The organism is Lentzea alba, assembly GCF_047445655.1.
GTDB classification, from domain to species: Bacteria; Actinomycetota; Actinomycetes; order Mycobacteriales; family Pseudonocardiaceae; genus Lentzea; species Lentzea alba_A.
Genome location: NZ_JAJAEG010000019.1, coordinates 1 through 24,291 on the forward strand (window position 1 = coordinate 1; position 24,291 = coordinate 24,291).

Here is a 24,291-nt window from a genome sequence, read left to right on the forward strand (position 1 = left end):
ACCGTTGCCCGTGCCGTCGAACGCCGGGTCGTCACCGTTGAACCAGGACGCCTCGTTGGGCTTCGCGCCCGCGACGGTGAACTGGAACGTCGAACGGGTCGCGAGACCACCCTTGTCGATGGCGTCCACGAACAACGTCTTCGAGCCGTGCGACGGCGGGGTCCATCGGACCGGGGTGCCCGCCGGGGTCACCATCGAGGGCGAATCCGTGAAGCCCCACTTGTACTTCACGACGTCCGTCGAGGTGCTGGCGAACGTGAACGTGTCCGCGATGCCGAGCGAACCGCAGCCCTCGGCCGGGCAACCCGCTGACTTGTCCTTGTAAACGGAAGAGCTGAACGTCGGTGCGTCGGGCGCGACGCGGTCGACGGCGAACTCGCACCAGCCGGACGCCGGTCCCCACGCACGGCCGTCGGAGGCCGTCATGCGGTACTCGTAGTTGCCGGTGGTCATGCCGCGGCCCGCCATGGTCCGCCTGTCCGGACCGGGTTCGGTGCCGACGCGACCGGGGTAGAAGAACCAGTCCGAGGAGAACGGCACCTGGGCGACGATGTCGGTGGAACCGTCGTCGCTGTCGAGGTCCTTGATGGTGCGCGGGGTCGAGCCCTGCCAGCCCCAGCCGATCACGTAACGGCCCGGGTCACCGGTGTACGGCGCACGGGTACCGCTGCCGGGGTACAGGAACATCGTCCCGTCGGCTTCCCAGTACGCGAAGATGTCCGGCGCGCCGTCACCGGTGCGGTCGGCGACACCCGCGTAGGTGAAGCCGTTCCAGCCCCAGCCCAGCGACATCCGCTCCGTCTGCGGAGGCTGGCGCCTGCCGTCACCGGGGTACATCCAGAGCACGCCGTCGGGGTCCCTGGCGATCGTGTCCTCGTTGCCGTCGCGGTCGTAGTCGGCGACACCGGCGTAGGTGAAACCCCGCCAGCCCCAGCCGATGAGCACACGCCCCAGCTCCGAGTGGCCTAGCTTGCCGTCACCGGGGTAGAGGTAGAGGTCACCCGTGTCGTCCCAGCGGGCGATGATGTCGAGGTTGCCGTCGTTGTCCCAGTCGGCGACACCGGCGATCGTGAAACCGTTCCAGCCCCAGCCGATCTCCACGCGGTCACCGGACCTCCTGCCCTCCGGGGTGTCCACAGTGGGCAGCACGTACAGGTAACCGTCGAGGTCGCGGATCAACAGGTCGGTCTTGCCGTCGTTGTTCCAGTCGCCGGTGCCGACCAGGTTGTCGGACCACTCCACGACACCGTTGGGCAGGGTGTCGGGCTTGAGGACCGTGTACTCGGCGGTGGTTCCGTTGCCCCACGGCGAGTTGTCGATGTGAGCAACCGTCGCGCGGGAACCGTTGGGGCGGATGCGGCGCCACTCGAAGCGGGCGGTCATCGTGTCCGCACCGTCGGGGTCGCTGACGCGGCCGCGGATCGTCGGCGTCGCGGTCGGCACGACCGGGCGGGCGTCACCAGTCGCGCATCCCTTGCCGTCCACCGTGGTCTGGTCCGGCTGGTTCGGGATCGAGTTGTAGTCGATGGCGAGCACGGCACTGCCGGCGTTGAAGCGCTTCCAGTAGTTGACGTGGCTCTCGTCCACGTGCAGGACGACGGATACGTTGTGCCAGTTGTTGTTCGCCGCGTGCTGGACGACACCGGTGAAGTTGAACTCGACGTCACCAGGACCCGCACAGCCGTGCACCGCGCCGACCTTGCGGTTGGCCGGGCTCGACCACCGCCAGTTGTCGTCGAACCACGCCGGCTGGCTGTTCCAGGTGGTGCCGCCGTCGAAACCGCCCACGGTGCGCACGGTGGCGTTGGAGCCACCGTTGTTGCAGGTGAAGGCCCACTTCTGCTCGATGCGGAACGACGCGCCGGTGACCTGCTTGCCCTTGACCGCCGAGGTGTCCATCCGGAAGTACGAACGCACGTGGTACTGCGCGCTCAGGCACGCGCCGGACGACGAGACGCTGTCGCAGATACGACCGGTTCCAGCGGCACCGTAAGTGCCCGTGTCGCTCAGGTAGTCCTGGCCCTGGTTGTTGCGGCCCTGCCAGAACGCGCTGCCCTCGTGCCCGCTCTTGCTGGAGACCAGCGTCCACGCGTTGTCCTGCACACGGCCGGTCCACGACGGGTCGATCGTGACCGGGTACTGGGCCTCGTCCAGCAGCTTCGTGTCCGGAGTGACGGTCAGCTCACCGTTCTGAACACTCACCGGCATCGTCGCGGTGCGCTTCTTCTTGGACTCCACCGCGGACTTCGACAGCACACCGACGTGCGCCACGGCGTCCTGGCCGGAGTCCCACATCAGCGGCGTGGGCGAGTTGAACACGACCTTGCCGGCCGAGTCCTTGGCCTCCAGGCCACCGCCCTTGGCGTGCGCGGTCACGCCCTTGGTGCCGAAGGCGAACTTGACCTTGGCGAGCTTCGGGTTCTTCGCCGCCTCGCGGTTCTTCACCACCAGGAACTGGGAGAAGCCCTGCGAGGAGGCGGTCAGCTTGAGGTCGACACCGGGCAGCACCTCGGGGTACGTGGCCTCGGCGCCGGAGAGCACCGGCTTGGGCAGCGCTCCGTACGGCCAGGTGATCGAGACCTCGCGGTCGCCATCACGCAGCTTCGCGGCCGGTCCATCGCCGCCCGCGGAGAACTCGATCGGCAGCACGGCAGCAGCGGGCTTCACCGTCTTGCCGTTGGCACGCAGAGTCGTGTCGACGCGAGACCACGAACCGTCGGCCTGGCGGGCGAACCGCGGCTCGACCGACTCCTCGGTGGTGTACCCGCCCTTGGGGTTCGCGAAGGTCTGCGAGGTCTCGGACCGGTGCGAGTAGATCTCCACGCGCAGGTCGCAGCGCTTCGCCATGTCACTGGCGGCCTGCGGTGTCTGCTGAACGTCGACGCAGTCAGGAGCCGCTGTGGCGATCGGGATGTGGAGTCCCGACAGCACCATCGCCGTCGTGACCAGGAATGTGCGCAGACCAAAGCCGCGCGCTCTTGAAGCGCGAGTCATGGTGGTGCCCCCAGGCGTCCGCGCGTGCCCCCCGACAACCCGCGATCCGTTTCAAACTCGGCGGAAGCATGCATGCCTGACGACAAGAAGGCAAGAGGCCGGTCTCACGAACCACCTGCACAAGATCATGAACAGCGCTTCGTTCGCCCTCGAACCACCTGCCGCCACTAACATCACGGCATGGCTGCAGATCAGCAGGACTATCGCGGCGCCTTCGACGNGCTGCTCGTGACCAGCTCCACAAGATCAAGAACAGCGCCTCGCCCACCCCTGAATCACACGGCGGGGACCGCGTAAACAGCGCTCATGTCCGAGTCGTGCCTTCCGGTGGAACCGCGGCCGTCGGTCAGGTTGTTCGCCGTGCCCTGCACCGCGCCCGTTTCACCACCCAGCCATTTCACCATCACGTAAGCGTTGAATCGCGGGACGCAACCGTCGGCCTTCTGGATCGGGACGTCGTTGTTGTTCAGCGGAACAACGACGTGGTGGACGTAGTAAGGAACGTCCAGGGTGACACTCTTGGAATCGGTGCGGCAAAGCATTCCGTCAGCCTTCCACTGGTTCACGAAAAGCGTGAAAGAGGCCTTGGACGAATTCGACTTGTCGCACGCGCTGATGGTGTGGCAGACCAGGTATTCGACGTCGGCGACCACGTCCAGGTTGTTCGCGCCGGCGGCCACGTCGAACATCGGCAACGACGGCTGGCGCACGATGGGGTTCGACCCGTCGACCTTCAGCAACCCGGCCGGGACGACGCTCTGGATCGGCTTGCCGGTGCCCGCCGGGGTGATCCGCATCGAGCCGCCGACCAGGCTCACCGTCGAGTCCTCCCAGCCCAGCGAGGCCGTGCGGATGAACGCGGTGCAGGTCACGCGGGCCGCGACGCCGGGGTGCACGAGCTGGCTCGCAGTCAGCGTGACGTCCTCCCACTCAGGCTTTCCGCTGCCCTTCTGGTAGACGTTCTGGCCCAGCACGGTGTTCTTGCTGCCGCCCACCCATTTGCACACGATCTCGTTGTCGAACAACGTGCGAATGGTCGCGTTGTTCACCCGCATGACCGCGGAAACGTGTGCGGTCTGGGTGGCGGTCACGTCGAGCGTGACAGAGCCGAGCGCCACCACGTTCTGGTCGGTCTTGGAACCGTCTTTCGGCACACCCGGACCGAGTACGGACTGGGGCTGGAACGTGACGCTCGTGGCGGCAGAGGCCGCCGGGGCGTTCAGCGCCAACATCGCCATCGTGGCGGCGGCGACCAGGGACAAGGCCTTGCGCATGTCTACCTCCCGAGACACTTCACAACGGGAGGAAAGCTACGGAACCTCTCTACACGTCCCCTACAAATGCGAATTCGGCATTCAGACGCCGACCGCGATGGGCACCTGTCTCGGCAGGTGCTCCGCCATCGGGGTCAGGCCGAGCAACGCGAGCACCTCGCCGGGTCCGTGCGACTGCCGGCCGCGCCTCCTGATCAACTGGAACTGGGTCAGGTGCCGCTGCCACCGGTTCCGGTCGGCCTTCCAGGCGTGGACGTAGTCCTCGCACAGCTCCGGGCTGATGGACAGGCACCGGCCTCGCGCCGCCAGCACCGAGTTCAGCATCTTCGAGCGCTGGTAGCGGTCGGTGATCTGACTGCTGACCATGTCCAGGACCTCGGTGATGAAGTCCGCTCGCCTGCGCAGCGACTCGCACCAGTAGGTCGCGTCGGCGTCGTTGATCGACTTGCCGTCGTCGAGCAACCAGAAGAGCCCCTCGGCGAGGCAGTCGCCGAGCTCCTCGGTCCTGGCACGCGCGCTGGAGAAGGGATCGTTCGGCTTCTGGGTCACCCGCCCGGTGACCGCGGTGGGGCGAAGGCCGTCGCTGTCGAGCAGGAAGAACCAGTCCTCGTTGTAGATCGCGGGGAAGAACGACCACATCGACTCCCGCCCCACCGCGAGCGCACCGCCTCCGATGAAGACGTCCTGGAGTCCGCCTGCGCGCCGATATGCGTGACACACCACCGAGTTGTCCGGATGTCCGGTGATCGCCAGGCCGACGCCGGCGTAGGTGTCGGTCAAACCCGCTGCCACGCGGAGGTCCACCGGCTCGGGAACGGTGATGTCGTCGTCGAGGAAGACGATCCTGCGCCAGCCGGCCATGTGAGCGAAGAGGATGCCCAGGTTGCGCTTGAGGCTGATGTCGGTCGTGGGGGCGAACTTGGTGCCCTCCAACAACTCCGACGTCCGGAATCTCGGCAGCAGACCGGTGGGGAGGTCGGTCACGTCGATCGCGATGAGCTCGACGTCGCTGGACTCCGCCAGTGCGGCGACCTCCGCCGCGGAAGACCACCCGCTGCACAGCACGAGCAGCGGGCATTCCAGGTCGGCGGCCAGCTTGATGGCCGGCTCCACCGCGTGAGCGTTGCGGTGGGTCGGCACGATGATCGCGTCGACGTGCGCGGGTAGCGCGTGCGATCTCGGTGAGCTGAGGAGTCTGCGGTGAGAACCGTGGTGATAGGCGGAGATTCGGCTCGGTCGGCGACCGGCCGGGACCCTCACGTCTAACGGTTCCTCCACGGTGCCACGCCCCTCAGCCGCTTGACCATCACGTTGCAGATCTCGACGGCTTGCGGCGTGCCGTCGTCGAACGGAAGGCACTTCACCGTGCCGTGCTCCCATTCCGTGTAGCGAAGCCGAGAGTACAGCTCCTTCGCCCGAAGATTGTTGACCTCAACAGCCAGCGCGACCCTGGCGTACCCGCGTTGGTCCAGTTCGACCTCGGCGCGGTGGATCAGCTTGGTACCCATGCCATGCGACCGGTAATCGGCGGAGACCTCCAGATGGGTGAGCAGCGGCACTCCCGCCAGGTGCTCCCGGATCTCCGGCTCGTCGGCGACCTCCCACCACAGGTAGGCGACACCGATCGCGCGCTTGCGATCCCACGCCACCAACAGGAGGCCCTTGCCCTTCCGCTGACGCTTCAGGCGATCAGCGAAGAACTTGGCCTGCCCCAGATCTCGCTCCAGAGCCTTGATGTCCGTCTGCTTGGCCGCCCGGATCTCCAGGGCGACGGGCGCGTCACGGCGCGCGGGAAGGAGTGCGGTAGGAGTCACGTCGGCCATTCGTGAAGTCGGTGTTCAGGGTTCGCCCAGTCCGGCGTCACGACGTTGCCCGGCACCATGCGCACTCGGCTCATGATGCTGAACGTGTCGTTGCCCTGGAAGCGGTGTCGCACGTAGGCGTGGTTGCGTTCACGGAACCGCGAATCGGTCAGGGCGCGGACCGCGGCGAAAGTTCCCCGCTGGTACATGCCGTTGCAGATGGTGACCGTCCGCTCGGCGAAGAAGGGGTTCGGCGACCGGTAGAAGTGAGCCACGTCCGTGACGAGCACGTCCTTGCCGTTCACCTTCCGCAGGCGCGGCTTGAACAGCTTCGTCTCGCCGCCGTCCACGACCTGGAACGCACCGGGGTCGGCGTCGTCCTCACGCCCCAGCTGCTCCACCGACAGGTCCAGCATCGCCAGCACGTCCGCGGTGACCCGGTTGAAGTCGACGCCTCCGAGCAGCACGAGGTGGCTCGAGTACTCGTTGTCGGCGATCGAGGACGGCCCGCGGACCTCCACCTTGCTCGCGGGGTTCACGGCGCGGAGGTAGCCGTGCAGCTCCAGTAACGCGTCGAGATCGGCGTACCGGTAGAGCTTCACGTAGTCAGGGTCCTCCGGAGAGCTGTAGGGAAGCTTCTGGAGATGCTCCGCGGGCAGCTCGGAACAGACGATCGTGATGTCCTGATCGGGAGCGAACCGCCACAGGTCGTCGGCGGCCGACGCGCCCGAGTCGGCAGGTGTTTCTCCCAGGGCACTGTCACGCAGGTCCGAGAGCTCGCGCAGCAAGGTTTTCCGCTGGACCTGCTCGGCGTCCGTGAGCTCGACCAGGCGGTACGGCCGGAGCTCGACCGAACGCACGCTCGCGAAGAACGTCGCGTACGCCTCGATCCGGTGCTGCGGTGGGAGAACAGGTTCGCTCAGCCTCTCCCACGAGGAGATGAGGGGCGTGCTCACCCCCATGGCTTCGGCGAGCTGCTCCTGCGTGATCGCCTCGCCGCCCAAGCCCTTCTTCCGCAGTGACCGGAGTCGCCGCGCGAGCAGCAACGACGGGCCTTCAGCGGAGTTCACGTCATCACGTCCTTCAGCTGAACTTCATTTGGACCCTGCAGACCTGTTCAAACAGTACCGCACTCACCCTTGAACATCAGCTTAGACATCCCTGGGTTCTCCCCACCTTCCAGGGTATTGATTCATCTTCAAGCGAACCCTTAAGCTAAGTATAGACCTTAATCTAGATCAACTGAAATTTACTGAAGTTTTGGGGTTAACCAGGGTCAGGAGAGGCGGGGGGCGCCATGATCACCACCCTGTCGTCGATCCAACCGCGACAACGCACCGTTGTGGCCGTGGACATCGAACGGTCCACGTCTCAGAACAACACCGCGAAGGCGTGGCTTCGGAACGACATGTACGCGTTGTTCGAACGGGCGATGCTGGACTGCGGCATCACCGAGGACCTTCGTGAGCAGTTCGACAGAGGCGACGGGGTGATGGCCCTGGTGCACCCGTCGGACCTGGTGCCCAAGACTCGGCTGCTCGACACGTTCGTGCCGCGGCTGAACGAACTGCTGGAGGCGCACAACGCCGAGCAGGAGCACAGCTTCCGGTTGCGGGTCGCGATCCACTCCGGTGACGTCGTCTTCGACGAGAGAGGCACCTTCGGCGAGGACATCGACGTCACCATCCGGCTGCTCGACCACCTCGACCTCAAGGCGCGGCTCGACGCGACCGCGGCCCCGATGGTGCTCGTGGTGTCCGAGCACTTCCACCGGTCGGTGATCAGGCACGGGTACGTCGGGATCGACGCGGCCAGCTTCGAACCGTCGATCGAGCTGGAGGTGGCCGGCCAGGGCTACCTGGGGTGGGTCCACGTACCGGGCGAGGTCAGGGGCGACCTGGCGAGCTGACCCGCGTGACCGCGGGTCAGTCGCGGAACTACAGGCCCGACTCCGAGGTGCGGACCAGGATGGCGCCGCACTCCTCGCAGCGCACGACCTCGTCGGCCGCGGCCTCCTTCAGCTTCGACACCGCGTTGCGGTCCAGCTCGATCCGGCACGCGCCGCAGCGCCGTGACTGGATCAGGGCCGCGCCGATGCCGCGCTGCTCGCGCTGGCGGTCGTACAGCTTCAGCAGGTCGTCCGGGAAGCCCTTGGCCATCACGGAACGGTCGGCGGTGCGCCTGGTCTCGGTCGACTCCAGGTCCGCGAGCGCGGTGTCGCGGCGGCTGGTGGCGCCCTCCAGGGCCTCGCGGGCCTTGTCGAGCTCCACGCGGGCGAACGAGGTGTCCGCCTCGACGGCCTCACGACGTTCCATCAGCTCCAGCAGGTCGTCTTCGAGAACGCCCTGGCGGCGCTGGATGGTGGCGAGCTCGTGTTCGAGGTCGGTGAGCTGCTTGGCGCCGACCGAGCCGGACTGCATCAGCTTGCGGTCGCGCTCCCCGCGGGCGCGCACCTGGTCGATCTCGGTCTCCTGGCGCTTCAGGTCGCGGTCGAGGTCGCCGAGCGTCGTCTCGACGGCGACCAGCGCGTCCTGCTTCGTGCGCACCAGCTGCTCGGCGGCGGCGATCTCCGCGATCTCGGGCAGCGTGCGGCGACGGTGGGTGACACGCGCCAGTTCGGCGTCGACCTCGGCCAGGTCGAGCAGCCTGCGCTGCACTGCGGGATCGGCTTTCACGCATGTCCTCCTGCTGCTTCGCTCGTCGCCCCGACTGTCCACGGATCGGTCCGGCGGGTGGAGACGAGTACGTCGACCCTACCGCCGAAGGCCGCGCGCAGGATCTCCGCCGCCTGCTCGCACCACGGCCACTCGCTGGCCCAGTGCGCCACGTCCACGAGCGCGGGCCCGCCGGCCTCGATGTGCTCGCTCGCCGGGTGGTGGCGCAGGTCGGCCGTCACGTAGGCGTCGACGCCGGCCCGTTTGACGGTGTCCAGGAAGCTGTCGCCCGCTCCACCGCACACCGCGACGCGCTTGATCAGGCGTTCCGGGTCTCCTGCCGCCCGGACGCCCTGCACCGTGACCGGCAGGGCGTTCGCCACTCGTCGGGCGAAGTCCTTGAGCGGCTCCGGTCGTTCGAGCTCGCCGATGCGGCCCAGGCCGGTGTCGCCCTGCTCCGATGGTTCGAGCGGGCCGGTGACCGTGAGACCGATGGCTTTCGCGAGCGCGTCGGACACGCCCGGCAGAGCGCTGTCCGCGTTGGTGTGCGCGCAATACAAGGCGGCACCGTTCCGGATCAGCTTGTGCACCAACGCACCCTTGGGGTCGTCGGCCGGAACACCGTTGACACCCCTGAGAAGCAACGGGTGGTGGGCGAGCACGAGCTGCGCTTCGCTCTCGATCGCCTCGTCCACAGTGGACTGCGTCGGGTCCACGCAGACGAGGATCTTCGTCACTTCGTCCTCGGGATCGCCGCAGACCAGGCCCACCGCGTCCCACTTCTCGGCGGTCTTCGGCGGATACGCGGTCTCCAGCGCCACGATCACGTCGGCGAGCTTCACTGCGCTTCCTCCATCACTACCCGCAGCGCGTCCACGAACACCGCGAACTCCTCCGGCGGCCGGATCGCCACGCGCAGATACGTGTCGTCGAGACCTGGGAACGTGTCGCACCGGCGCACCGCGATCCCCTTGTCCCGCAACGCCTCCCGCGCCCCCTTCGGTGCTCTGACCAGCAGGAACGGGGCTTTTGGCGGGACCACGACGAGGTCGCCGAGCTGTTGGGTCGCGTAGGCGGCGTGCTCTTCGGCTTCTTGCGCGAATCGGTGTGAGGCTTCGAGCGCTGCCGGCTCACAGCACGCGGTGATCGCTTCCAGCGTGAGGCTGCCGACGGGCCAGTGCGGGCGGCCGTGCGCCAGTCGTTGGAGAGTGTCGGGGTCGCCGAGGAAGTAGCCGGCGCGCAGTCCCGCCAGACCCCACGTCTTGGTGAGGCTGCGCAGGACCAGGACGTCCTCGTCGTGCGCGAGAGATTCCGGTTCGCCGGGGACGGCGTCCATGAACGCCTCGTCGACCACGAGCCTGCCGGGCAGCTTCTTGAGGTCGTTCCGGGCGTGCAGCACCGACGTGGGGTTCGTCGGGTTGCCGATGACGGTGAGATCGACGTCCGCTTCGACGGTTCTCAGCCGGAAGTCGCCGTCGAGCAGGACGTGTTCCACCGGAATTCCGGCATCGCGGAACGCCACTTCGGGCTCGGTGAAGCCGGGGTGGACGATCGCGACCCGGCGCGGCCGCAGCTTCGGCAGCAGCGCGAAGCCCTCCGCGGCGCCGTTGAGCAGCAGAACCTCATCAGGTTCGCGCCCGTGACGGCGTGCGACGGCCTCACGAGCGCGTTCCTCAGCGTGCCTCGACGGATAACGGCCGAGGTCGTCGAGCGCCGCGGCCAGCCTTGCGCGCAGCCAGTCGGGCGGGTGCGGCACCCGCACGTTGACAGCGAAGTCGGCAAGGCCAGGTGCGGCGTCGACGTCACCGTGGTGGCGCAGGTCCGGGCTGGTCATCGCCGGGGATTCTAGGCGACCAGCTCAGACCGGCGCGTCACTGCATGTAGCGGCGGAGCTCGGTGAGGTGGCTGATCAGCTCGTCCAGCTGGAAAGCGTCGAGCTGCGCGGACTCACCGGGCGGGGTGCGGAAGCAGACGCGACCCTTCTCGTTGAGGTACACCTCGAACGCACGACGGCGCCCGAGGGCGTCGGTGCACCCGATGATCTCCCGTTGCGGGGGCACGTCGGTACCTGTCTGCATGGGCGGCCTCCATGTCGTTTGTCCGTACATCTTGCGACAAGGGTTGAGCGTTACCGTGTGGCGGTGGTCATTCACCGATCTTCTTGGCCGACAAGGTGATCGTTGTGGTGCAGTCGACGACCTGGCCGGCGGGCACGCTTTGCGCCGTTGTCTCCCAGTTTCGATCGAGCACGAGCATGCGACCACGGCCCGTCGCATCTTGTTCCAGCAGCATGTAGAGACCTGCTGCTTGCATCGTGTCCTGAGCGTACTGGTGCACCATGCCGACCACGTTCGGAACGGTGCAGGTCGTCGGCACTGCGGTAGCAGGTGGGGGCGCGACGGAAGTGGTCGTTTCGACGGGCGCAGGAGTGATCACCGAAGACGGCGCAGGTGCGGCACCCTTCTGCGGCACGCAAGCGGCGAGCGCCGACATGACGACGATCGCACCGGCCGCCAGCTGCACGTTCTTGTTGTTCGGGTACCGCGCGGCGAACGTCATCGTGAACTCCAAAGTGGTCCGGCCAGGTCGGCCAGTCCGTCGAGCCCTGTCCCGGTCCCGTTACCCAGGGTGCGCAAACGCCACTCGGTCGGACGATTTCCGTAACCAAATCCCTTAGGCTGCGCGATATGCAGGTCCACGTCTCGTTCGTCTGCACCGGCAACATCTGCCGGTCCCCCATGGCAGCGCTCGTCTTCCGAGAATGGCTGATCCGGGAAGGATTGTCGCCTTTCGTCGAGGTGTCCAGCGCCGGTACCGGTGGGTGGCACGTGGGCGACCCGGCCGACGCCCGAGCGCTGAAGACGTTGGCGGACAACGGATATCCGACCGACCACGTGGCCGCACAGGTCTCCGATCTGCACCTGGACGCGGACTTGCTCGTGGCCCTCGATTCCGGCCATCTGCGCGCGTTGCGCCGGATGGCCGATCCCGATCGCATCAGGTTGCTCCGCTCGTTCGACCCTGACGCGGACGGCGTCGACGTGCCGGATCCGTACTACGGCGACCGGTCCGGGTTCGAGGAAGTGCTGGTCATGATCGAGGCGGCGATGCCGGGGCTGATCGCGTGGGTTCGCGAGCAGCTCTGAGGACGAAGCACCAGTCACCGCAGGCCACCGCTGCCGAGGCGGCCGGCCTGCGCTGGCTGCGCGTCCCGGGCGGGCCGCCGATTCCGCGCGTGCACTCGTCTGACGGCGGCGCGCTGGTGATCGACGAGATCCCGCACGGCACGCCAAATCTTCAGGCGGCCGTTATCTTCGGCCGCCGCCTGGCCGCGCTGCACCTGGCCGGCGCACCCGCGTTCGGCGCCCCACCGCCGGGCGGCCCACGCGAGGCGACGATCGGCACCGCGCCGATGATCAACGAACCCGCGCCGTCGTGGCCGGAGTGGTTCGCCTCACAGCGAATCCAGCCGTACGCACGCATGGCCGGCATTGATCTGGATGAGGTGTGCGCGCGGATCGACTCGCTGGCGGGCCCGGCCGAACCGCCCGCCCGGCTGCACGGCGACCTGTGGAGCGGCAACGTGCTGTGGGGTGCGGACGACCAGGTGTGGCTGATCGACCCGGCCGCGCACGGCGGGCACCGGGAGAGCGATCTCGCGATGCTCCAGCTGTTCGGCTGCCCGTTCCTGGATCACGTGTTGGGCGCCTACCAGGAGGTCGCGCCTCTGGCCGACGGCTGGCGTGAGCGCGTGAAGCTGCACCAGTTGTTCCCGCTGCTCGTGCACGCCGTGCTGTTCGGCGGCGGATACCGATCCGAAGCCATCGCCGCCGGGCGTGCCGCTTTGCGAGGATGAGGTTCATGGACCTCACCGGGTGGACGTGGCTCAACGAGCCGCGGAAGTGGTCGACCGAGCCCCTGACCGTGCACGCCGACCCCAACAGCGACTTCTGGCGCCTGACCGGCAACGGCATCATCCGCGACAACGGCCACCTCTACGGCACGACGCTGGCCGGCGACTTCACCATCACCGCCACGTTCAGCGGTGAGTACGCGGCGCAGTACGACCACGCGGGCGTCGGGCTGGTGATCGACGGGGAGAACTGGATCAAGGCCGGGGTCGAGGTGTTCGACGGGAAACGGCAGGCCAGCACGGTTGTCACGCGTGGGTTCTCGGACTGGAACCTGGCGCTCGCCGGCGAGTTCGAGCGGTTCACGATCAGCGCGGAACGCCGGGGTGACGCGGTGTGGGTCAAGTACGGCGTAGACGGGGAGGAGCCGACGAAGCTGCTGCGCAAGGGGTACTTCCCGCCGGAGATCGAGACCAAGGTCGGGATCATGGCTGCGAGCCCGGAGGGTGCGGGGTTCGTGACCCAGTTCCACGAGGTCCAGCTCACGCAACTACCGTGAAGTCGTGCGGTTCAAGTTCCTCCTCAAGCCGGGCTGGCTGGCGCTGACCCTGGCCGTCTGGGTGTTCGCGGGTGCCTGCATCTACTTCCTGTCCCCGTGGCAGTTCGGCCGCAACGACGAGCGCCAGGCGCAGAACTCCGCCATCACCAAGTCGCTGAAGAGCGACCCGGCCGCATACACCGGGAAGCACGACGAGTGGCAGAAGGTCGAGCTCAAGGGCCGCTACGTCCCCGAACTCGAAGCGCTCGCGCGACTCAGAACGGTCCAGGGCGAGGCCGCGTTCGAGGTCATCACGCCGTTCAAGACGACCAACGGCCAGACGGTGCTCATCGACCGCGGTTACGTGCGGCCGGTCAACGGCATCAAGCCGCCCACGTTCGACAGCCCGCCCGCCGACGAGGTCACGATCATCGGGCTGGCCAGGCCGAACGAGTCGAACGCGCAGCCCGCGTTCGAGCAGGACGGCCGCCGGCAGATCTACTCGATCAACAACAACGCCATCAGCCAAGGCATCGAGCCCGGCTACTTCCAGCTGCTCGACGACAAGCAGCCCGGCGCGCTCGACACGCTGCCCCTGCCGCGCCTGGAGTCCGGGCCGTTCTTCTCCTACGCGCTGCAGTGGATCGCGTTCGGGGTCATGGCGGTCGGCGGCTGGCTGTACTTCACGATTCGCGAGGCCCGGCCGGGTGGCGTGCTGCACGAAGGAACCAAGAAGCGCAAGAAGTCGATCGCCGAGCTACTTGCGGAAGAGAGCGACGAAGGCGCTGACGAGAGCAGCGGAGAAGCCGACGACGCGGGACAGCTCCACGGCACGCGTCACGTGACCTGAGTCCGGGTTGCGGCCGTGGCCCAGCACCGGGCGCTCCTCGACGCCGTGCGAGTAGACCGTGCGGCCACCCAGACGGATCTCCAGGGCACCCGCGAACGCCGCCTCGACCTGGCCGGCGTTGGGCGACGGGTGCGCTGAGGCATCCCGCCTCCACGTCTCCAACGCTTGCGTTGCGGACCCGCCGACGACCGGAGCGCCGCCGACCGTCAGAAGAGCCGCCAGCCGCGAGGGCAGCAGGTTCAAAAGATCGTCCAACCGGGCCGACGCCCAGCCGAAACGCAGGTAGCGCGGGGACTTGTGCCCGACCATCGCGTCCAGCGTGTTGGCCGCGCGGTACCCCACCAGCCCGGGAACGCCGAGAAGAGCACCCCACACCAGAGGCGCCACGACGGCGTCCGAGGTGTTCTCGGCCACGGACTCCACGGTCGCGCGCGCCAGCCCGAACGTGTCCAGTCGGGAAGCGTCACGGCCGCACAGATTGGGCAAGCGCGAACGAGCCGCCTCGACGTCGCCCTCGGCCAGCTCGCGCCCCATCGAGGTGCCCTCGGCCGCGAGCGAGCGACCGCCCAGCACCGCCCAGGTCGCCAGCCCGGTGGTCACCGTCTGCAGCAGCCAGTGACGACGAGCCAGCCGTTCCACCGCCACGCCGGCGGCCACGGTCCCGCCCACCAAACAGGCCGAATACACCGCTCCGGCGGCCTGGGAGTCGGCGTACACCCGCTTCTCCAGCGCCGAAGCAGCCGTGCCGAATGCCGCTACCGGGTGAAATCGGCGTGGATCACCGAACACCGCGTCCGCCGCCACGCCCAGCAACAACCCCAACGCGCGACCCGCGCCCACGGCATCCTCCCCGGCTCGAAGTAGGCACGGTAGCGCCGCATCACCGAAGCGCGCGCATTAGGGTGGCCGGTCGTGGAGCACAAGCGGCTGAAGCTGTACGCCTATCTGGACGCGCGCGATCACCAGCGCACGTACCTGGCGATCATGCGGCTGTTCACCTCCACGCTGCTGGCCGACCTGTCCGCGGGCGAGGTCGCCGGAGCGCTCGCCGGGCAGGAGCGCGAAGGCAGAGTCGAACCCGGCGAGAGCCGCATCGAGAACGTCATCAACCGCCTCAAGCAGCTGGTCGAGTGGGGCAACCTCGTCCAGGGCCGCCGGGAGGTCGTGGCGGCCAGCATCGCCGAGTTCCAGCACGGCAGCGTCCGGTACCAGGTCTCCAAGCTCGCGGTCCGCGTCCAACGCGACGTCGACGAGCTGCTGAGGGTCCCGGAAGGCGCCCGCGAGGTCTCACGAGAACTCCTCCCCGCCATCGAACGCGGCCTCAACGAGCTGGGTGGATCCCTCTCAGTCGCGCTGCTGAACGAAGGCGACAAGACAAAAGAGCTCCTGGCCGAACGCGTCACGACCCTGTTCCTGCAGCACGCCGAGCTCGCGGCGACCGTCCGCGATTTCTACGCGTACCTCGGCCAGGTCGTCACGCGGAACCACCTGGCGCCGGACGAGATCGCGGGCTTCCGGAACCTCCTGGTCGAGTACATCCAGCGGGTCGTCGAGGACGTCCTGAAGTACACGCCCCCGATCGCCGAAGCCCTGGCCGGCTTCACGAAGGCCCGCACCGAACTCCTGCGCCTGCTCAGCACCGACCTGGGCGCGAGCGTCGAACGGGCCCGCGGCCGCACCCCGGAGGACTGGCAGGAGCTGACGGACTGGTTCGTCGACCGTCCCGGCCGTCCGAGCCAGGTGACAGCCCTCAGAGAAGCCACGGCCCGCGCGATCGGCAGCCTCCTGGCCAGCGTGAAGCGAGCGACCTCCGGCGGCGGCCTGCTCCCCGGACGCCGCGCTGAGCTGCTGAAACTCGCGAGCTGGTTCGACAACTCGACCCGGGAAGAAGCGCACGAGATCTACGCGGCCGCGTTCGGGCTCTACAGCGCGCGCCACCTCTCCCCCGCGCCGGAACACGACTCGGACAACGAACGCACGCCGTGGCGCGACGGCCCGGTCTGCGACGTGACGGTGTCAGTCCGCAGCCGAGGCGACCGGGGCGCGCGCGGCAGGCCGTCCAGGATCCTCGACGACCCGATGACCGAGCAGTCGCTGCTCGCGGAGGCGCGGGAGGCCGACGAGATCCGGGCGCGGCACGTCGCGGAGCTCACCAAGGCCGCCGGAAACCTGGAGAACACCACGCTGACGCACGGCGCGCTGGAGGTCTTCTGCGAGCTGCTGACGCTCGCGATGGCTCAGCGCGACTCGCCGCAGGACAGCGGATCGGCCAGCGACCCCGTGCGCGGCCTCAAACTCGAAATCGCCCACGGCACGACAACGCAGATCAAGTCCGCCGCCGGGACGCTCACCCTGCACGACGCGACGGTGGCCCTGAAGCAATGAACCAACTCGACAACCTCTCCGACATCGACGCCGCCAACGTGGTGCGGTGCGCCCGAACGTTGCTGCGCAGGCCACTCCTGCGCAGCGACGGCCCCGACGGCGAGCTCCTCAGCCTCGTCTACCGGCACCGGGCAGTCCTCCAGGACCTGTTCGCGGGCCTGCTCGGCTACCGGCTGGTCGTGGAACGCCGGTTCGCCCGGCTCTACAAGTCCGGTCCTGGCAACGACGACACGCGTGGCGTGCTCAGCATGTCCCCGCGCGGCTACGCCTACCTGGCGCTCACCCTCGCGGTGCTCACCGGCATCGGCCGCCAGACGCTGCTCAGCAGGCTCGTCGCCGACATCCGTTCCGCCGCAGTCGAAGCAGGCATCGACGCACCGGACGACGTCACCGAACGACGTGCGCTCACCGCGGCCCTGCGCCACCTCGTTTCCCTTGGCGTGCTTCAGGAAACCGAAGGCTCGGTCGCCCAGGACGTGCTGCCCCAGGAAGCGCTGATCACGATCGACACCGACCTGCTGGGCCAGCTCGTCACGGGCCCGGTCGGCGAAGCCCAGAGCCCCGCTCACCTCGTCGAACTGGCGGCCCGCCCCGGCCCTCGCGGCGTCGAGCACGCGGTGCGGCGCAAGCTCGTCGAGACGCCGCTGGTGCTGTACGCGGACCTGCCGGACGACCAGGCGGAGTGGCTGCGGCGCAACCAGCGCAAGGAGACCGCGCTGCTGGAGCAGGCGTTCGGCCTCTACACCGAGTGCCGGGTCGAGGGCGTGCTCGCCGCCGACCCCGAGGACTTCCTGACCGACCTGTCGTTCCCCGGCGTGTCCACGGTCGCGCGCATCGCGTTGCTCGCGCTGCCCGACCTGCTGGACAGCGAGGACGAAGACCCGCACGCACGGCATGTCGTTGCCACCCAACGGATCCGCGAGGTCTGCGCGCAACTGGTCGAGGACTACCCCGCGGCGTGGTCGAAGCAGTTCACCGACGACCTCGACCGGCTCGTGGCCGAGGTCGGAGAACTGTTGCGCCGCATGGGTTTGGCCGTACCGGCAGAAGACGGCTGGTCCATCAGCGCGGCCGCGCACCGCTGGTTGCCGTCCCCCGACGGTGATCCCGAGCGAGAACAACCGGAACCCGTTGTGGTGCCCGAAGTACCGAGCTGGTCCCTGTTCGACGAGGAGAACGTTTCATGAGCAGGTGGCGGCTACATCGTGGTGGCGTGGTCAACATCTGGCAGTACACCGAGCAGACGTTCGACTTCTCCGGCGGCCGCGCGATCTTCCAGGGCACCAACGGTTCCGGCAAGTCCCGCACGCTGGAGCTGCTGCTGCCGCTGTGCCTGGACGGCGACCTGCGCCAGCTCGGCTCGAAGGGCTTCGACACGGTCAGCATCCGGCGCCTCATGCTGGACGACTACGACGGCGGCCCGAACCGCATCGGTTACGCGTGGGTCGAGCTGATCCGCGAGGCCGCTGACCACTCGGGCAACGAGTACCTGACCTGCGGTCTCGGCGTGAAGGCGTCGAAGACCTCGCAGGCGATCACGGACTCGTGGCGGTTCGTCACGCCCATGCGCGTCGGCACGGAACTGCAGCTCGCGGGCCCCGAGCGCGTCCCGCACGGCCCTGCGCAGCTCAGGGACCTCATCGGCGCCGACTGCATGTTCGAGGAGCCGGCGTTCCGCGCGAAGATCGCCGAGACCGTTTACGGCGTGCCGGCCGCGCGCTACCCGGACCTGCTGCACCTCCAGCGGACGCTGCGCAACCCGGACGTCGGCCTGAAGGTGCTGGAAGGGCAGCTGGAGCAGATCCTCAGCGACGCCCTGCCGCCGCTGGACCAGGCGATGGTCGAGCAGCTCGCGACGTCGTTCGACGACCTGGAGTCGATCCGCGAGAACATCGTGCGCCTGTCCTCTGCGGACAGTGCGCTGAGCACGTTCCTCAAGACCTACAGCGACTACGCGTTCGGCGGGCTTCGCAGCGCTTCCGAACGACTGGACGCGGCCGAGAAGTCGGTGGCGAAGCTTCAGCGCGAGCAGTCGAAGCTCACCCAGGAGCTCGACCTCACGCGCGTGGAACGCGCGGCGTCCGAGCAGGCACTTGTCGACATGGAGACCGGCGAGCAGCAGGCCGAGGAGACCATCGCGGCGCTGAAGGAACTGCCGGCGTTCCGCGACCTGCAGGACCTCAAGACGCGCGAGAACCTGGTGGCGGAGAAGCGTTCTTCTGCCGTGGCGGCCCTGGAGACGGCCCACCGCCAGCGCGCCCAGGAGGACGCTTCGGTCGACAACGTCCTGCGTCTGCTGCGCCGCCTCGCCGAAGACCTTCAAGCAGCCGACGCGTTGAGCGACCCGTTGCGCGAGAACCTGCGCCTGGCCGGCATGGACAGCGACCTCGCGCCGGACGTGCCGCAGGTCCCGCCCGCCGAGGCGACCGTGACCACGGACTCGGTGCGCGCCAAGCCGGATCCCGAGGCCGGTCCGCTGCCGATCGAACGCCGTGTGCCGCCTGCCGCCGCGACGGAGGACGTGCTGGCCGCGCTGGCGTCCGTCGTCGACCAGACCACGGGCATCGCTTCCCTTGCGCGCCAACGAGGTGCGCTCGCGCTGTCGTTGCACGAGCAGGCGCTGGCCCTGGACTCGCAGCAGCGCGAGGTGGAGTCGTTGCGGCAGAAGGCCCGCGACGCCCAGCACGGCGCGACCGAGTCGACCGCGCTGCGCAACCAGGAACTGCAGGAGTTGGCCGAGGTCGTGCAGACCTGGCTGGAGCAGGTCGAGGCGTGGACGTCGAGCGGCCCGCTGCTCGACGAACGCCCCGCGGATGCGTTGGCGCTGCCCCAAACCCCTGATCCTGCCGCCGCGAAAGCCCTGAGCGGCACGGCCCGCGAGTGGGTCGGGCCTCTCGTCCAGGCAGCCCGCGACGCCGCGCACGCCTTCGCACAGCAGCGCACCGAGCTCCGCGCTCGCCTCGACACCCTCGACGAGGAGCTCGTCGGCCTGCGCTCGGGCAACGAGCGGGTGCCGGTGCCAGGTCAGTACACGTCGGCAAAGCGGGACTCGGCTGCTGGGGCGCCCTTCTACCGGCTGGTGGATTTCGCGCCGTCGCTGACCGACGACGAGCGGGCCGGCCTGGAGTCCGCACTCCAGGCCAGCGGCCTCCTAGACGCCTGGGTTTGCCATGAGGGTGACCTTCATGAACGTGAGGTTCATGAAGGTCACCCTCATGGCACCCCGAGCGATGTGTTCGCGGTGCCGCGAGAGGCGGTTGGTGGGCCGTCGTTGGCCGAGTTGCTGGTGCCGGCCGTTGAGGGGTCGGCGGTGCCCGAGTCGCTTGTCGCGGATCTGCTGCGGGCCGTGTCGCTGGAGGACATGACGACCACCGGCGACTGGCGGACTGGCGTGCTGAGCGGACGCTGGACCAAGCCGGAGGCCGAGTTCATCGGTGCGGGCGCACGGGAAGCCGCCCGCGGCCGCCGAATCGCTGCCCTGGAAGAGGAACTGGCCGAGCTACGCACGCAACTCGGTACCGCCGAGGACGAACTGGCCCGCGCCCACGAGCACGTCGCCACCTGGGAGGCGCACGTCGCGGCGTTCCCCGGCGACAGCGAGCTGATCGCGAAGCACAGCCGCGTCCAGGCCGCCGAGGAGTCCGCGGCACGGTCGCAGCAGCGCACGTTCGAGCTGCGCGATGCGTTGGAGAACGCCAATTCGCGGCTCGAAGCGGCGCGGTCGGAACTCACCCGGCAGGCAGGCGACGCCGGTCTCCCGAGCGACACCGAGGCACTCCGGCAGGCCCAGGCAGCGGCTTCGGAGGCCCAGCGGACGGCCGACCTGCTCGGTGACGCGGTGAAGAGGCGTTGCCAGGGCACGATTTCCGACCTCACGGACGCCTCGCACCGCTATCACGAGGCCGTCGCGGACCGGCAGACCGCGGAGACCGACGCCGACGCCCGGTGCGTCGACTACGCGGCTCAGGCGGGGACGCTGGCCGAGCTGACCGACGCGGTCGGCGGCGAGGCCAAGGAGATCAGCGAGCAGCTCACCTCGTTGGAGAAGTCGCGCAAGAAGATGCGCGAGGACCTCAAGGGTGTGCGCGAGAGCATCACGACCGCGCGTGAGCAGGCCGCGAAGCTGGAAGCGTTGCTGGAGACCAACTCCACGCAGGTCGCCGAGGCCGAGGAGACCCTGCAACGCGCCACCGGCAACTTCCAGGCCACGCTGAAGGCACCCGGCCTGCTGGCGGCGGCGTTCCAGGAGGTCCCGGAGGAGTCCTTGGTGCGTCAGGCCATCGCCGAGGCGGGCGACCGTCGCGGCGGCACCGAAGCGACCGTGATCGCCAAGCTCCAGGCCCTGCAGACCTCACTGGCCGGCAGCCACGACATCGCCGCCGAACAGCACGCCGGCCTGCTCACCGTGACCGTGACCGGCGAGGAGGGCGCGAAGCCCGTCGCCGTCGCCGCCCGCCAGGTCACCACGAAGCTGGCCGAGCAGCGCGGGTTCCTCGACGAGCAGTACCAGGGCATCTTCGCCGACTACCTGATCCGCGACCTGGCCGAGTGGCTGCGCGGCCAGATCACCGTCGCCGAGGACCTCACCAAGCGCATGAACGAGGTGCTCGGCCAGGCACGCTCCAGCCAGGGCGTGCACGTCAAGCTGGCTTGGAAGTCGTCCAGCGCCCTCGACGACCAGACCAGGCAAGCGCTTGCGCTGGTGCGGCTGCCGTTCGGCGAACGCACGCCCGAGCAGGACGCCACGCTGCGCCGCGTCTTCACCGAGCGCATCGAGAACGAGCGCGACACGCACTCCGGCGGCTACGCGGAGATCCTGTCGCGGGCGCTGGACTACCGGACGTGGCACCAGTTCACGGTGACCGTCGCCGACACCGGCCCGGACGGCAACCCGCGCGAACGGCGACTGCGCCAGCTCTCGTCCGGTGAGACCCGGCTGATCTCGTACGTGACGCTGTTCGCGGCCGCCGCGAGCTTCTACGACGCGGTCAGCGACGAGTTCGACCCGCTGCGCCTGGTGCTGCTGGACGAGGCCTTCGAACGGCTCGACGACCCGACCATCGCCCGCATGCTGGGGTTGCTGGTCGACCTCGACATGGACTGGGTGATCACCTGGCCGAGCGGCTGGGGCGTCTCCGACAAGATCCCGCGCATGCACATCTTCGACGTCCTGCGGCCCAAGAACGGCCGTGGCGTCGCGTGCACGCAGACGACGTGGGACGGCGCGGCGCTGGACCGGATCGACCCCTAGAAGGGCACTTCGGTGTCCAGCGGGGCGGTTCCGCGGCCGGACAGCGCACGGCAGAACTCGACGGCGTCGTACTCCAGCTCCGGGCCGTCGGAGCCCCGGGTACCGCCCGCCGGCCCGGTGAGCGTGAGGGTGAACGGCCTGCCGTGCCGCGCTGCCCACTCGCGGACCACGTCGTCGACGAGCACGCCGTCGTGGTCGGCGGTCAGCACCATCGGGGCACCGGTGGCCCGCGAGATGTCGACCCGGTGCATCCACGGGTCGCGGGTCATGATCACGTCGGTGAGGAAGCCGAGCGTCCACTCCTCGTGGCGACCGTTGATCAGCTGCGTGCCCGGCATCTTCCGCCCGCGCACGAACCACGGCGTGCGGCGTCTCGCCTTCACGGCGCGCGGGGTCACTTCGGCGTAGCGGGAGACGATCTGGGCGGGCGTCATCTGCGCGCGTTCCTCGATCTGCAACGCGGTCAGCTCGTCGATGAACACCCCGTCGCGGGACTGGGCGGCCTTGACCTGGCGCAGGCTCTCCCGCATCGACGCGGACATCTCCGCCATCCCGAGCAGATGCGCTGCCATCGCACGCACGTCCCATCCCGGGCAGTCGGTGGGCTTCGCCCAGTCGTCGGGGGTGAGGCCCTGCAGCAGCGCGAGGAACCGTTCGTACTCGGTCGTCGCGAGGCGCATGGCGGTGTCGCGGTCGAGGGCGGCCGTGCGGGGCTTCGTGGCCAGTGCGGCGGTCATCTTCTGCTCCTCAGCGGAGGTCCGGGAAGGTCGAGGTCGTCGGCGAGCATGTCGATCACGCGGGGAAGCTGAGCGGTCCAGCGGTCGCCGCCGGGGTCGTTGGCGAACTGCCGATCCAGCAGGCCGCCGCCGAGTGCCAGGAAGAGGTCGACGTCGGCGGGGTCGGTGATGCCGAGCCGGCCCATCGCCTGGTGCAGCAGGGCCATGACCTCGACCGACGGGGCGTAGGCGGCCTCGGACGGCACGAAGCCGGGGATGGCGCGTTGGTTCATCAGCTGGTAGCGGGCCACGTCGGCGACCGAGAAGTCGAAGAAGTGACGCGCCATCGCCAGCAACGCCTCGCGCGGCGCTTCCGGAAGGTTTGCGAAGTGCTGCTCGGCCTGGGCCAGGAAGACCGTCCAGGCCTGGCCGAACATCGCGTCGTAGATCGCGTTCTTCGAGTCGAAGTGCGAGTACAGCGACGGCGAGCGCATCCCGATCATGGCCGCTACCTCGCGCAACGTGACAGCGGCCAGTCCGTCGCGGCGCGCGATCTCCCACGCGGCGTCGACTATCTCTCTTCGGGTGGCCTCACGCCGTTCGGCTTGCCTATCACGATTAGGCAGAACGCTCATGGTCAGGTACGGTCCGCTCACCGTCTCGCCTTGTCAAGGCCTAAGTTGGGGTCGTGATCGAGTACGACCGCCCCGAGCTGGCCGAGTTCTGGCGCCTGGCGCGCGAGACGATGGAGGGCGGCGGCCGTTCGGCGTTCAGCTTCCGCGTCGAGGACGCGAGCACCGCGACCGCTCTGGGCGAGATCCTGCGCAAGCCGATCGCGCACCCGGCCCGCCGCCAGATCTCACTGGCCCGCCTGGACGAACACCTCCGCGCCCACGGCAGCACGTTGCCCGAGGTCCTGGAATCCGTGCACGGCAAGCCGATCGGCCTGTCCACGACCGAGGAGGCCTCGACCGCGGACGCCGTGCTGAAGTTCGCGTTGCGCGAGCACGGCCTGTTGCACGCACCCTGGGCGGCCGAGTGGATCGAGCAAGTCCGCAGGTACGGCAAGATCCCGCAGCCCGCACTGCCGATGATCGCCAACCAGGCCGCGCAGATCCTCGCGAGGCTCACGCCCGAACCGCGACGCTGGACGACGCGCTTCGCCTTGGCGGGCAACGACTTGGACGACGGCCGTCCGCTCACCCGCATCGTCGGGAAGGCGCTGGCTCTCGCCGGAACCGAGTGGGAACGCTCAGGAGTGCTCCCCGACGCCTACAGCAACCCCGTGCTGACGTCCCAGGGCTACCTGACGTTGAACGACACCCTCGAAGCGTCGGACATCACCGTCGTGCGGAGTCCGCGGTTGCTCGAATCCGGTGTGCCCGGCCCGTTGATGGTGCTCCCGAACGGCCTCACCGCGCAGGCCAAGCATCACCTCGACGGCAAGAACGTCCGCTGCCACAACGACTTCACCCCGGACGGCATCCGCACGACCAACGAGATCCTCGCCTGGACCGGCGGAACGGCGTGGCGGATGTCAGCGCACGACTACCGCGCCGCCGTGGCCACGTTGATCGCGCGCGGCATCGAGCTGCCGACGTTGAACACCCGCCCGGACACCGCGAGCTGGGACCCCGACCTGGCCGACACCATGGCCACCACGGGCCTGATGGTCACCGAGGAGCACGTGCTGCCGTCACTCCTCTGACCGCGCGAACCGCTTGACGTCCCACCGCCCGTGCCCCTCCATCAGCTTGCGCCCGATCCGGCGCAGGTCGGCGAGGTCGCGCTCGTTCAGCAACGACGTGAACTCGTCGGCCACCGCCGCCCGGTACACCCGCGCGGTGGTCCCCTGGCACGCCTCTTCGCCCTCTGACGTGAGCACCGCGTGAACCAGCCTGCAGTTGTCCGGCGGCTGCTCGCGCGTGACCCACCCGCGTTTCACCAGCCGCTCGATGACGCCCGCTGCCTGAGCG

The 24,291-nt window shown here is 68.6% G+C and carries 23 protein-coding genes; 9 read left to right on the forward strand and 14 right to left on the reverse strand.

All coding sequences use genetic code 11. The features are described from left to right. From LFM09_RS29210 to LFM09_RS29230, 5 genes are all read right to left on the reverse strand, one after another. The coding region (locus tag LFM09_RS29210) for a DNRLRE domain-containing protein (RefSeq protein ID WP_414099782.1) at positions 1-2,994 on the reverse strand (2,994 nt) is incomplete at its 3' end. Positions 2,995-3,269: 275 nt separating this feature from the next. Further along, positions 3,270-4,268 (reverse strand): hypothetical protein, encoded by a 999-nt coding sequence (locus tag LFM09_RS29215; protein WP_414099783.1) that lies wholly within the window; start codon positions 4,266-4,268, stop codon positions 3,270-3,272. 81 nt (positions 4,269-4,349) lie between these two features. Further along, positions 4,350-5,381 (reverse strand): hypothetical protein, encoded by a 1,032-nt coding sequence (locus LFM09_RS29220; RefSeq protein ID WP_414099784.1) that lies wholly within the window; start codon positions 5,379-5,381, stop codon positions 4,350-4,352. 149 nt (positions 5,382-5,530) lie between these two features. After that, entirely contained in the window at positions 5,531-6,091 is a 561-nt protein-coding gene (locus LFM09_RS29225; RefSeq protein WP_414099785.1) for a GNAT family N-acetyltransferase, read from the reverse strand. Beyond that, the gene (locus tag LFM09_RS29230) at positions 6,079-7,140 is read right to left on the reverse strand and encodes an XRE family transcriptional regulator (protein ID WP_414099786.1); all 1,062 of its coding nucleotides are present in this window, start codon (positions 7,138-7,140) and stop codon (positions 6,079-6,081) included. Before LFM09_RS29230 ends, LFM09_RS29225 begins: the two co-directional genes overlap by 13 nt. 278 nt (positions 7,141-7,418) lie before the next feature. On the opposite strand from LFM09_RS29230, the gene LFM09_RS29235 reads away from it, so the two are divergent. Beyond that, the gene (locus LFM09_RS29235) at positions 7,419-7,979 is read left to right on the forward strand and encodes a hypothetical protein (RefSeq protein WP_414099787.1); all 561 of its coding nucleotides are present in this window, start codon (positions 7,419-7,421) and stop codon (positions 7,977-7,979) included. A 28-nt stretch (positions 7,980-8,007) separates the two neighbouring features. On the opposite strand, the gene LFM09_RS29240 is transcribed toward LFM09_RS29235, so the two are convergent. From LFM09_RS29240 to LFM09_RS29260, 5 genes are all read right to left on the reverse strand, one after another. Beyond that, entirely contained in the window at positions 8,008-8,745 is a 738-nt protein-coding gene (locus LFM09_RS29240; RefSeq protein ID WP_414099788.1) for a zinc ribbon domain-containing protein, read from the reverse strand. Continuing rightward, on the reverse strand, positions 8,742-9,566 hold the full coding sequence (locus LFM09_RS29245; protein WP_414099789.1) for a Nif3-like dinuclear metal center hexameric protein: 825 nt from the start codon (positions 9,564-9,566) through the stop codon (positions 8,742-8,744). The genes LFM09_RS29240 and LFM09_RS29245 overlap by 4 nt, the downstream gene beginning before the upstream one ends. After that, positions 9,563-10,558 carry an Rv2231c family pyridoxal phosphate-dependent protein CobC gene (cobC, locus tag LFM09_RS29250; protein ID WP_414099790.1) on the reverse strand — a complete coding sequence of 332 codons (996 nt, stop codon included), beginning with the start codon at positions 10,556-10,558 and terminating at the stop codon, positions 9,563-9,565. The genes LFM09_RS29245 and cobC overlap by 4 nt, the downstream gene beginning before the upstream one ends. Before the next feature lie 37 nt (positions 10,559-10,595). Next, positions 10,596-10,802, reverse strand: a complete 207-nt coding sequence (locus LFM09_RS29255; RefSeq protein ID WP_030472678.1) for a hypothetical protein — start codon at positions 10,800-10,802, stop codon at positions 10,596-10,598. A gap of 67 nt (positions 10,803-10,869) precedes the next feature. After that, a complete protein-coding gene (locus tag LFM09_RS29260; RefSeq protein WP_414099791.1) occupies positions 10,870-11,283 on the reverse strand; it encodes a hypothetical protein in 414 nt (137 codons plus the stop codon). Between the two features lie 128 nt (positions 11,284-11,411). Between LFM09_RS29260 and LFM09_RS29265 the strand changes: the two genes are divergently transcribed. From LFM09_RS29265 to LFM09_RS29280, 4 genes are read left to right on the forward strand one after another with little or no spacing between them, the layout of a single operon-like run. After that, positions 11,412-11,870, forward strand: a complete 459-nt coding sequence (locus LFM09_RS29265) for a low molecular weight protein-tyrosine-phosphatase (protein WP_414099792.1) — start codon at positions 11,412-11,414, stop codon at positions 11,868-11,870. Continuing rightward, a complete protein-coding gene (locus tag LFM09_RS29270) occupies positions 11,849-12,580 on the forward strand; it encodes a fructosamine kinase family protein (protein WP_414099793.1) in 732 nt (243 codons plus the stop codon). Before LFM09_RS29265 ends, LFM09_RS29270 begins: the two co-directional genes overlap by 22 nt. 5 nt (positions 12,581-12,585) lie before the next feature. Next, complete coding sequence (locus LFM09_RS29275; protein ID WP_414099794.1) at positions 12,586-13,134, forward strand: DUF1349 domain-containing protein; 549 nt, start codon at positions 12,586-12,588, stop codon at positions 13,132-13,134. 4 nt (positions 13,135-13,138) lie between these two features. Continuing rightward, positions 13,139-13,963, forward strand: a complete 825-nt coding sequence (locus LFM09_RS29280; protein WP_414099795.1) for an SURF1 family protein — start codon at positions 13,139-13,141, stop codon at positions 13,961-13,963. Here LFM09_RS29280 and LFM09_RS29285 read toward each other — a convergent pair. Next, the gene (locus LFM09_RS29285; protein ID WP_414099796.1) at positions 13,871-14,803 is read right to left on the reverse strand and encodes a cobalamin biosynthesis protein; all 933 of its coding nucleotides are present in this window, start codon (positions 14,801-14,803) and stop codon (positions 13,871-13,873) included. The genes LFM09_RS29280 and LFM09_RS29285 overlap by 93 nt on opposite strands. Positions 14,804-14,875: 72 nt before the next feature. On the opposite strand from LFM09_RS29285, the gene LFM09_RS29290 reads away from it, so the two are divergent. Genes LFM09_RS29290 through LFM09_RS29300 form a run of 3 tightly spaced genes read left to right on the forward strand, consistent with a single transcriptional unit; the run spans position 14,876 to position 21,599 of the window. Continuing rightward, positions 14,876-16,348: a DUF2397 domain-containing protein gene (locus LFM09_RS29290; protein WP_414099797.1), complete on the forward strand. Its 1,473-nt coding sequence runs from the start codon at positions 14,876-14,878 to the stop codon at positions 16,346-16,348. Then, positions 16,345-17,535, forward strand: a complete 1,191-nt coding sequence (locus tag LFM09_RS29295) for a TIGR02678 family protein (protein WP_414099798.1) — start codon at positions 16,345-16,347, stop codon at positions 17,533-17,535. The genes LFM09_RS29290 and LFM09_RS29295 overlap by 4 nt, the downstream gene beginning before the upstream one ends. Then, the gene (locus tag LFM09_RS29300) at positions 17,532-21,599 is read left to right on the forward strand and encodes a TIGR02680 family protein (protein WP_414099799.1); all 4,068 of its coding nucleotides are present in this window, start codon (positions 17,532-17,534) and stop codon (positions 21,597-21,599) included. Before LFM09_RS29295 ends, LFM09_RS29300 begins: the two co-directional genes overlap by 4 nt. Here LFM09_RS29300 and LFM09_RS29305 read toward each other — a convergent pair. Together LFM09_RS29305 and LFM09_RS29310 are read right to left on the reverse strand one after the other, a co-directional pair. Further along, positions 21,596-22,336 carry a maleylpyruvate isomerase family mycothiol-dependent enzyme gene (locus tag LFM09_RS29305; protein ID WP_414099800.1) on the reverse strand — a complete coding sequence of 247 codons (741 nt, stop codon included), beginning with the start codon at positions 22,334-22,336 and terminating at the stop codon, positions 21,596-21,598. The two genes, LFM09_RS29300 and LFM09_RS29305, sit on opposite strands and share 4 nt — an antisense overlap. Continuing rightward, the gene (locus LFM09_RS29310) at positions 22,333-22,950 is read right to left on the reverse strand and encodes a TetR/AcrR family transcriptional regulator (RefSeq protein WP_414099801.1); all 618 of its coding nucleotides are present in this window, start codon (positions 22,948-22,950) and stop codon (positions 22,333-22,335) included. Before LFM09_RS29310 ends, LFM09_RS29305 begins: the two co-directional genes overlap by 4 nt. A 53-nt stretch (positions 22,951-23,003) precedes the next feature. On the opposite strand from LFM09_RS29310, the gene LFM09_RS29315 reads away from it, so the two are divergent. After that, positions 23,004-24,023, forward strand: a complete 1,020-nt coding sequence (locus LFM09_RS29315) for a DUF2399 domain-containing protein (protein ID WP_414099802.1) — start codon at positions 23,004-23,006, stop codon at positions 24,021-24,023. Here LFM09_RS29315 and LFM09_RS29320 read toward each other — a convergent pair. After that, complete coding sequence (locus tag LFM09_RS29320; protein WP_414099803.1) at positions 24,012-24,260, reverse strand: hypothetical protein; 249 nt, start codon at positions 24,258-24,260, stop codon at positions 24,012-24,014. The two genes, LFM09_RS29315 and LFM09_RS29320, sit on opposite strands and share 12 nt — an antisense overlap. Positions 24,261-24,291 lie beyond the last annotated feature (31 nt).